This is a genomic window from Robinsoniella sp. (genome assembly GCF_034124845.1).
Window position 1 is genome coordinate 1 of sequence record NZ_JAWYAJ010000513.1, and the last position, 8990, is coordinate 8990.

An 8990-nucleotide genomic window follows, 5' to 3' on the forward strand; every position below is an offset into this window, starting at 1 on the left:
TACAACCGGCTCCGGTCACAACTGCCGTTTGTCCAATTTTTGCTTCTCCCTGGATTGCAGCATGAAATCCAACTGCCAATGGTTCAATCAGAGCCCCCTCAACAGTAGTCATATTCTCCGGCAGCTTAAAGCAAAGGGCAGCCTCATGCACTACATATTCCTGAAAAACTCCATCTACAGGAGGTGTAGCGAAAAAGACAACGTCTTCACACAAATTATATTTACCCTGTCTGCAAAATTCACACTCTCCACAGGTTTTTCCCGGTTCCAGTGCTACTCTGTCCCCTGGTTTTAAATTCGTGACTTTTTTCCCTGCTTCTACAATTACCCCGCTGGCCTCATGTCCAAGTACAAAGGGCAGTTCTACTATAAAATCACCGATGCGCCCTGATTCATAGTAGTGCAAATCAGAACCGCAGATTCCAACGTACTCAATTTTAACCAAAACCTCATTATCTTTTGGCACAGGAATTGCTGTTTCCCTCAGCTCAACCTTTTTTAATCCCGTCATTACTGCCTGTTTCATTTTTCCTTCCATACTTCTCTCCTCTTTTATTCAATGCCCTGATAAATAAACCAATCAAAATCTGCATAGTTGACAGAGTCAATTCCATTCGAGGTAACATATGGACCTATGTATGCTCCTGTAAATCCTTCATTAACATCTGAGCTTAACAGACTCGCTTTCATCTGATCCATAAATAAAGTCATGCACTGCTCACTATATCCATAGTAAAAGTGATACATATCCCCGTTGCAAAAAACAGCAAGATAAATACTCCTTTCTGCCTGTATCTCTTCCTCTTTTACAAGTATCTTTTGCCCATGTTCAACCTGATACAGACGCAGTACTTTTTTTCCATTACTCAAACCAGCCAGCAAACTATAGTGATACCGATCATCTTGTATAAGGGATAATCCTCCCTCTTCTAATTCTTTTTCTGGATTAAATTCCATTACCGTTTTTGCAAGAAAACTTTTGTGCTGCTGTCTTCTTCCCACGAACGAAGGGCAGCATATTTCTTCAAGCGTCTCCTTTTTTAAGAACATACGCAGCCAGCCTTTTCTTTCAGTCAGCGAATAGCATTGTTCCCCATCCGCATGAATACGATTCCAGAAAAGGGCCAGGGATTCTTCCTCAAATTGGTCCGAATCAAATATTGGCAGCATGTTGCTATGGGGAAGATCTGGCATTCTTTCCTGTTCATTAACCATCCCCGTCTCATTGTCAATCATCGGCCACCCGTCTTTCGCCCATTTTATTGGTACCAGAAAAGTCTCTCTCCCCGTATTAAAGTGGGTTTCCTGATAAGTGCGGATACCTAGCAGAACCATCCACCATTCATGGTTCTGGGTCTCGATTAAGTCACCATGTCCCACAACCGATATGGGGGTGTCTAATGGCATGTGTCTGTGCGTGATAATCGGGTTTCTGAGACAGGGTTCAAAGTGCTTATTTAGTTGTCTTGATCTTGCCATCATGACACAGTGATTTACAAATGTTCCTCCCTCTGCAACGATCAGATAATAATAACCGTCTTTTTTATAAAGGTGTGGTGCCTCAATCCATTTACCGAACGTACGCTTACCATCCCAAATGATCGTGCGCTCTCCTTTAAACTGAAAGGTCACAGGATCCATCTGACATAAATAAATCCCATGATGCCCTTCGTATAAAGCCTCGTCTGCTATATAATTTCCCGTGTACCACATGCTCCCGTCATCATCAAAATAAATACTCGGATCAATCCCATCGGCACCTTTGATAAATACCGGATCACTCCATGGCCCTTCGGCTGCATCAGCAGTTATAATAAAATTATCTCTGCATGCCTCTCTGCCGCCGGAAACAAATGTATTAATAATATAGAATTTTCCTTTATAGAATCGAATGGTAGGTGCCCACAATCCCAATGACGTTTCACAATTTTGGTAATCCAGCTGATCCGGTCTGTGAATACCATGTCCGATCTGCTCCCAATGAACTAAATCTCGGCTGTGAAATATTGGCAGTCCGGGATAATAAACAAATGATGATGTTACAAGATAATAATCTTCCCCCACCCGGCAAATAGACGGATCTGGGTAAAAACCGGATAATACTGGATTATGGAATGTCTCTCTTTTCATTTTCTCTCCTTTTATAAAGCCATCATTCTTTTACGGCTCCCATTGTAATACCGCTTATAAAAGTTTTGGCTGTAAACAGAAACAGAATAAGCAACGGTATCGTCCCAATACTTAATGCTGTAATTTTGGCTGCAAGGTCATTTCTGTATGCTGAATTTAAGTTAATGATTCCAATGGGAACTGTGTATGTATTTGCCTTATTTAAAACAATTAATGGTACTAAAAAAGAGTTCCAATTTGTTACAAAATTCATTAACCCCAGAGATGCAATCGCCGGCTTTATACACGGTACTGCAATGGAAGCAAGGATTTTCGGTTCACTTGCCCCGTCAATTCTGGCACTTTCCATCAGCTCCTTTGGAAAATTCCCACCAATAAAATTCTTCATCCAATAAACACCAAACCCGGTAGCCGCCGGAGGAATTATCAATGGTAGAAGTGTATTCATCCAACCGATTGCTTTCATCTCCACCACAAATGCAACCAAGCCTAATTGTGTAGGAATCATCATGGTTACCATAACAAATGCAAAAAAGAACCTGGAACCTTTAAATTCATACATGGCAAAAGAAAATCCGCAGAGTGTACTGACAAACAGGGACAGCAGAGTTGCCGAAACAGCTACAATGGTACTGTTTTTATAGTAAACCTCAAAATGTGCATTAAATACTGTCTTTAAATTTTCCAGCAGATACTTTCCCGGAAGAAAAGTAATTCCTTTATAAATATCTTCCGTATACTGTGTACTCATAATGATCATAAAATAAAATGGAAGTAAGCAGATAAGTGCAATTAAAATCATAATTACAAATGTAAATCTATTTTTCTTTTTTATCCTTTTCATGAATGCTTTTTCCCCTTTCTCCCCATAAATTTCATAACCGCAAATGCTCCGATGGAGAACAGCAGTATAAACATAAACGTACCATACGCTGCGGCTGCGCCTTTACCATATCTCATCTGGGAACCAAAAGTAGTGTCATAGATATACCAGATTGCCGTCAGGCAGGATTTTAACGGTCCTCCTACCAAACTGTTTGATCCAACAGAAGATGTCCATGAGCTAAAGAGTACTTTCGGTTCGTCAAACAGCTGGAATCCCCAGATTATGTTCATAATCACCAGGTATTCTATAATTGGCTTCAAAAGAGGAATGGTAATTTTCGTAAATTTTGTAAAAGAGGTTGCACCATCCACATCCGCCGCTTCATATAGTTCAGTAGAAATACCGGAAATACCTGCATTGAAAAATATCATATGGTAACCTATATATTTCCAGCAAATCATCAATATGACCGTCATTCTGGACAATGATGTGGTTCCAAGAAAATTGATATTTTCCTTAATTAATCCAATTCCTGACAAAAGTTTATTCACAGTTCCTGAATTCCAGTCAAACAACAGACTGAACAATACACCAATTGCAACGGGTATGGTAATGTATGGCAAAAAGGTTGCCGTCCTGAAAAAATTAGCCCCTTTTAATTTTCTATTATTAAAAACAGATGCTAAAAGCAATCCTCCTATAATGACAATGGGTATATCAATAATCATAAAAAGAAGGGTATTACCAATAGATTTCATAAAATATGGATCCTCAAAAAATATGTTTTTATAATTTGCTAATCCCGCCATTGTAGGTTTGCTGAAACCATCCCAGTTCTGCAGGCTGATAAAAAAAGTGTAGACCAAGGGATAACAATTAAATGCAATATATATGATAAAAAAAGGTAAAATAAACATATAAGGCCAGACATGCCTGCCCTTTATTTTTCGCCTTCGGGCATTTCCTCTACATACTATTTGTTTGGGCCACTCCATCTGATGACACTCCTTCCTTTGAGTACTTCGTGCAGTATCCGTCTAAGAATACCACACGAATCATAACTTCAACTGTTTACTGTTTTAGCTCCGGTACCAAGGTATGTATTTCATTTTTGAACATTTCACACGCTCCGTTAAAGTCAATACTTTTATCACTGTTAACTGCTTCTGTTACCATAGACCACACCTCCATAACTGTTACATCATAGGTGCTGACAGGGCGTACCTGAATACTATCCATTGCCTTGTTAAACAGTAATTCCCCAATATTCTGACCACCGAACCATTCATCATAAAGAGCTGAGAATTCCGGGTCTTTATATGCATCCACGTTAGATGTACTATAATTAACCACATCTCTTTGTGATCTCGTACCTTCCTCTGTATTCAACCAGGATATAAAGTCATATGCAGCATCTTTATTTTTTGCCTCTTTGGGAATCATAAATGCTGATCCACCCCAGCTGAAGCATCCTTTCGGCGGTATTGTAAGCCCCCAGTTTCCTGCACCTTCCGGATCATTTGGTCTGATGACATAATTGGGCGACCATCCGGCACACGGGTAAAAAATATGCAGTTTATCCGCATAAGATGCACTGTAAGCAGTAGAGGACTCCAAAATATTATCCACTATACCAGCATCTCTGAATTTTACCATCCACCCTAGGGTTTCTTCTATAGACGTCATATCCAACGTTCCATCTTTCACGATTGGCTGAGGATTCTGACCATCCAGAATCTGCTTCACATTTGTCAGGCTAGCAAACATGAATACTTTGCCCCCGCTTTTTTCCTTAACCTCTTTTCCTTTTTCCAGAAAATCTTCCCATGTTGGAAAAAGTGCCGCAATCTCATCAGGATCGTCCGTACCCAGATATTCCTTTGCCATATCTCTCTTATATGCCAACCCTGCTGTGCTTACATCCCATGGAAGTGCACATAACGCCCCTGCTTCATTGCTGCATAGAGGAACCTGATATTCAAAAATCTGTTTCTCATCAAAGTTATAAGGTTCTGCACTTAAATCCTCCCAGATATCTAAAGATAACATCGTACCTCTTTGATTGACTTCACTGGGAACAATGTCTGGAAGGTCTAACCCTGCGCTAATGGTTGTCTGCAGTTTCTGAAAGGATTCTTCCTGCTGTACCGTCACATATTCCAGTGCTGCATTTGCTCCGGTAGCCTCTTTGTATGCAGTAAAAATCTTCTCGATATCACCTGCATTCCATCCCCACATAGTAATGGTAGTTGTATCTCCGGAAGCTTCCCCGCCTGATTCTTCTGCTGCATTTGCTGAATCTGCTGCATTCGTCTCTTTTGTTTCTGTCACCCCTGCCTCACCGCAGCCGGCAAGCATACTACATCCCAGTGCTAAAATAATTCCAAAACCAGCCGCCTTTTTCATTTTCCTGTACTTCATTTTCCTTCTCCTCTCTTGTTTTGACTGCAATACACTTTGTTTATAAGTAGATTTTAAAAGATACGAAAGTTATTTACAATTGTTCTAACTATAGTTTCTGTATAGTATTTATACTTTTCTAATTTTCTTTATATTATTGAAACGCAGTCTCTTACCTGATATAAAAATACACCATAAAAAATAAGTTGCCAACTGGAATTTGTAACCGCTATCTGCTATAATTACTTATAACAAAAAGATTGCAGATACTTTATTTATAAGCCAAAAATATGCATTAAGAAAGGATATGTAAATGGAATTATTAAAGGTCCTTCTGGTAGATGATGAAAATCTTGTTATTGAAGATTTGCTTACTTTAATTGACTGGGAATCCAATGGCTTTTCTGTCGCCGGCTATGCATATAATGGCTCTCAGTCTTTAAAATTAATTCAAAAAATAAATCCGGATATTATTTTTATGGATGTCTCTTTACCTGATATTGATGGTATTCGTTTGTCCAAAAAACTTCTTGAAATTTCTCCCGATATAATAATCATAATTTTAAGTGGATATATGGACTTTACCTATGCTCAGGGTGCTGTAGAAATCGGTGCGCTTTCCTACCTTGTAAAACATCAGATGACTCCGGAGCGCCTGATAGATGTACTTCATTCAGCCAGAGAAACCCATGAAAAACGGCAGCTGTCACAAATCTTAAGCAGCCGTCAGTTACTTCGGGATATTCTTGAACAGAATATCCCCTTATCTGCTGATATTTTGAACCACCTGACACAATATAAGGATTCTTTCCTGATCTTACAGCTATCGCCCATAACCCCTTATCAGTACGAAGCAAAAGATGAAGCCTTTGTCGTACAACCTCACTTTTCTTCTCTGCTAAAAATAAAAGAAAATGAAATGCATGTGCTGGATATCCTGATCTATCATTCCAGCTTCCTTGTCTTTATTTACCTGAACCCGGATGCTAAAGCTGGAAAACGCTACTTAAGCAGTCTAAACATTTTAATAAAAAAACTGTTAGATGAATTAAAAAACACCACGCTTGTTCCTTTTTTTGCGGTTCATCTGGACTGCGAAACTACTTTAACGAGTCTGCATGATGACTGCGGTTATCTGGAAGCGTACCGGGAGGATTATATATTTTATCCAAATAAGAATATTTTGACCATAGGACGCAGAATAAAGGAAAAACCAAGTTCTCCTGATCTTACTTTTATTAATAAGGAAACATTTTTATCAAACAATCTGACATTCTGTCAGCAGCTTACACATTGTCTGGAATCCCTTGCGCATAGAAAGGATGCTATGGGTTTTTATAACTGCTGTGATCTGACCAGAAAGTTGATGAATGACTTCCCCATAGATTACAAGAGATATCCGTCTGAATGTATCTATTCACATGATATCTCCCGTCAGTTGATCGAAGAATGCATGAATTTATATGAAAGTTATCAAGTACTCAGGCAATACAGCCCTTCAACCAGCTATATCATACAGTATATACATAAAAACTATAACCAAAATCCTTCTTTGGCAGAAGCTTCTTCTATATTAAGCAGTAATCCTATGTATCTGGGTCAGAAGTTCCGAAAAGAAACGGGTAAGATCTTTCATGATTATCTCAATGAATATCGGATAGATAAAGCGAAAGAACTGCTGCAGGGAACAAACTTGAAAATCTTTGAGATATCTGACCTGGTTGGGATCAATAATAGCCAATACTTCAGTAAGATATTTAAAGAGCTGACAAATGTTACACCGAATGAATACCGGTTAAAACATTTTTCACTATAGGAGGGGACACCATGACCCGCAGTTTAAAATTCCATATACTAACTCGATTGATACTTATCATTACGATCATTCTTCTGGTTCTTTCAACTTCCATGGTACTCATTATAGGTAATATTCTGCAGTTTTCTTTAGAAAGCCGGAGCAAAGATGACATGCAGCTGCTTTCATACTATATTAGAGATGCACAGGAAGATGCTGTACAAGCCAGTAAGGTTCTATCTATTGACGAAAATGTACAGGCCTTTCTTACCCGTCAGCAGTCTCCCTCTATTTCTCAGGAGATTACTGCAGTTCGCAGCATAATGACCAGTATCGAAAAACGTGTCTTGTTAGAAGACTATGTGCAAAGCTTTTGTATTGTATCAAATGCCCACAGAGGTTACTGGAATCCCAGTCCGAATAATAACGATTTTTTGGATTGGTTCGAAGAAAATGCACTCTCCGGTACATCCATCTTTGATTTTCGCGGCTTTACGGATGATTATACCTTTCCGGTAACGATTAATAACTCCAGACCCGTACAACTGGTCAGTTATGTCTGCCCTGTAAATGTTCTTTCTAACAGCAACAAAACAGTTGTGGGGAAACTGATTATCAATCTTAATTTTGATCAGCTTACAACAAACCTGAAAAATCAGCCTACCATATTCTCACAGTTTGCCATTCTTAATGGTGATAAAGAGTTACTATATCTGTCTGGCGGGGAGGAAGATGCATTTCTTAAAGATGTAAAGTCTATGAAAGAAACATCAGATATAATAAATCACAACTACTATATATCCCAATATCTCCCTTCCACTGGATGGTATCTGGTAAGTACGGCTAATGTCAACCAGTCTTATCATTTCCTTCAGTTTTCCTACATATTATTGGGCATATTGGTTACCGTTCTCATCATACTGACGATTATTATTTATTTGTATCCCCTGTTGAATAAAATCACTTCCCAGATACAGGGGTTGAGCAATGCTATTGATGATGTCCGTCTTGGAAATCTGGATACCAGTATCCAGCTAAACGGCTCCAGTGAACTGGTGAATATATCTGGCGGATTTAATCAGATGACTGTATCTATAAAGGAGCACATCCGGCAATCATTAGAAGAACAGGCGCTTTCACAGCAGCTCTCCTTCGAATTACTGGTGGCAAAGATAAATCCACATTTTATCTATAATACCTTGAACTCAATTATTTATCTGGCACGTAAAAACCAATGTGACAATATTATACACATGACCAGTGCTTTCATTTATCTGTTACAAGACAGCATCCATTTAGGTCATTCCCCTTTATACGCGCGCTGTGAAAATGAAGCGGAGGTTATACGGCAATATATCATTATTCAGAAATATCGTTATGCAGATCGTTTTCAGTTCCAACTGGATTTTCAGTCAGAGATTAAGGATTATTATATCCCAAGAAATATTTTACAGCCTCTCATTGAAAACTCTCTCATTCACGGTATTTGTACCGATGAGAAGCCAGGAAATATCTCACTGACAATGCATCGGTTAGATTCCTGTATGGAAATTGTAATACGTGATGATGGGATCGGCATGGATCAATCCTATGCTGACAAGCTGCTGCTTTCTCCGGATGAAACAGAATCAGATAAACGTGCACGTGTTCGTCCGATCGGAATCAATAATATAGCAGAAAGGCTTCAGCATTTGTTCCCTCATACCCATACTTTTACCATACAAAGCCAGATTGGAAAAGGCACTATCATTACGATCCATATTCCGTTGATTCGAAACCCTGATACGGATACCGAAAAATCCAAAGCTCCCAGTCCATATTTATGATTACAAAAAGAGA

At 39.0% G+C, this 8990-nt stretch carries 7 protein-coding genes; 2 read left to right on the forward strand and 5 right to left on the reverse strand.

Going from position 1 to position 8990, the window contains the following annotated elements; genetic code table 11:
- The 5 genes from ACH2DQ_RS25325 to ACH2DQ_RS25345 form a co-directional block, all read right to left on the reverse strand.
- Positions 1-538 (reverse strand): alcohol dehydrogenase catalytic domain-containing protein (locus tag ACH2DQ_RS25325; RefSeq protein WP_395028618.1); only part of this gene is annotated, 538 nt, incomplete at its 3' end.
- A 14-nt stretch (positions 539-552) separates the two neighbouring features.
- Positions 553-2130 carry a glycoside hydrolase family 43 protein gene (locus tag ACH2DQ_RS25330; protein ID WP_394913778.1) on the reverse strand — a complete coding sequence of 526 codons (1578 nt, stop codon included), beginning with the start codon at positions 2128-2130 and terminating at the stop codon, positions 553-555.
- Between the two features lie 22 nt (positions 2131-2152).
- Positions 2153-2974, reverse strand: a complete 822-nt coding sequence (locus ACH2DQ_RS25335; RefSeq protein WP_394913777.1) for a carbohydrate ABC transporter permease — start codon at positions 2972-2974, stop codon at positions 2153-2155.
- Complete coding sequence (locus tag ACH2DQ_RS25340; RefSeq protein WP_394913776.1) at positions 2971-3714, reverse strand: carbohydrate ABC transporter permease; 744 nt, start codon at positions 3712-3714, stop codon at positions 2971-2973. The genes ACH2DQ_RS25335 and ACH2DQ_RS25340 overlap by 4 nt, the downstream gene beginning before the upstream one ends.
- A 313-nt stretch (positions 3715-4027) precedes the next feature.
- Complete coding sequence (locus ACH2DQ_RS25345; RefSeq protein ID WP_395028619.1) at positions 4028-5377, reverse strand: extracellular solute-binding protein; 1350 nt, start codon at positions 5375-5377, stop codon at positions 4028-4030.
- Positions 5378-5669: 292 nt separating this feature from the next.
- Here ACH2DQ_RS25345 and ACH2DQ_RS25350 point away from each other — a divergent pair, with 292 nt between their 5' ends.
- Both ACH2DQ_RS25350 and ACH2DQ_RS25355 read left to right on the forward strand, forming a co-directional pair.
- Positions 5670-7172: a response regulator gene (locus tag ACH2DQ_RS25350; protein WP_394913774.1), complete on the forward strand. Its 1503-nt coding sequence runs from the start codon at positions 5670-5672 to the stop codon at positions 7170-7172.
- Positions 7173-7183: 11 nt separating this feature from the next.
- Complete coding sequence (locus ACH2DQ_RS25355) at positions 7184-8977, forward strand: sensor histidine kinase (RefSeq protein WP_394913773.1); 1794 nt, start codon at positions 7184-7186, stop codon at positions 8975-8977.
- Positions 8978-8990: the final 13 nt, after the last annotated feature.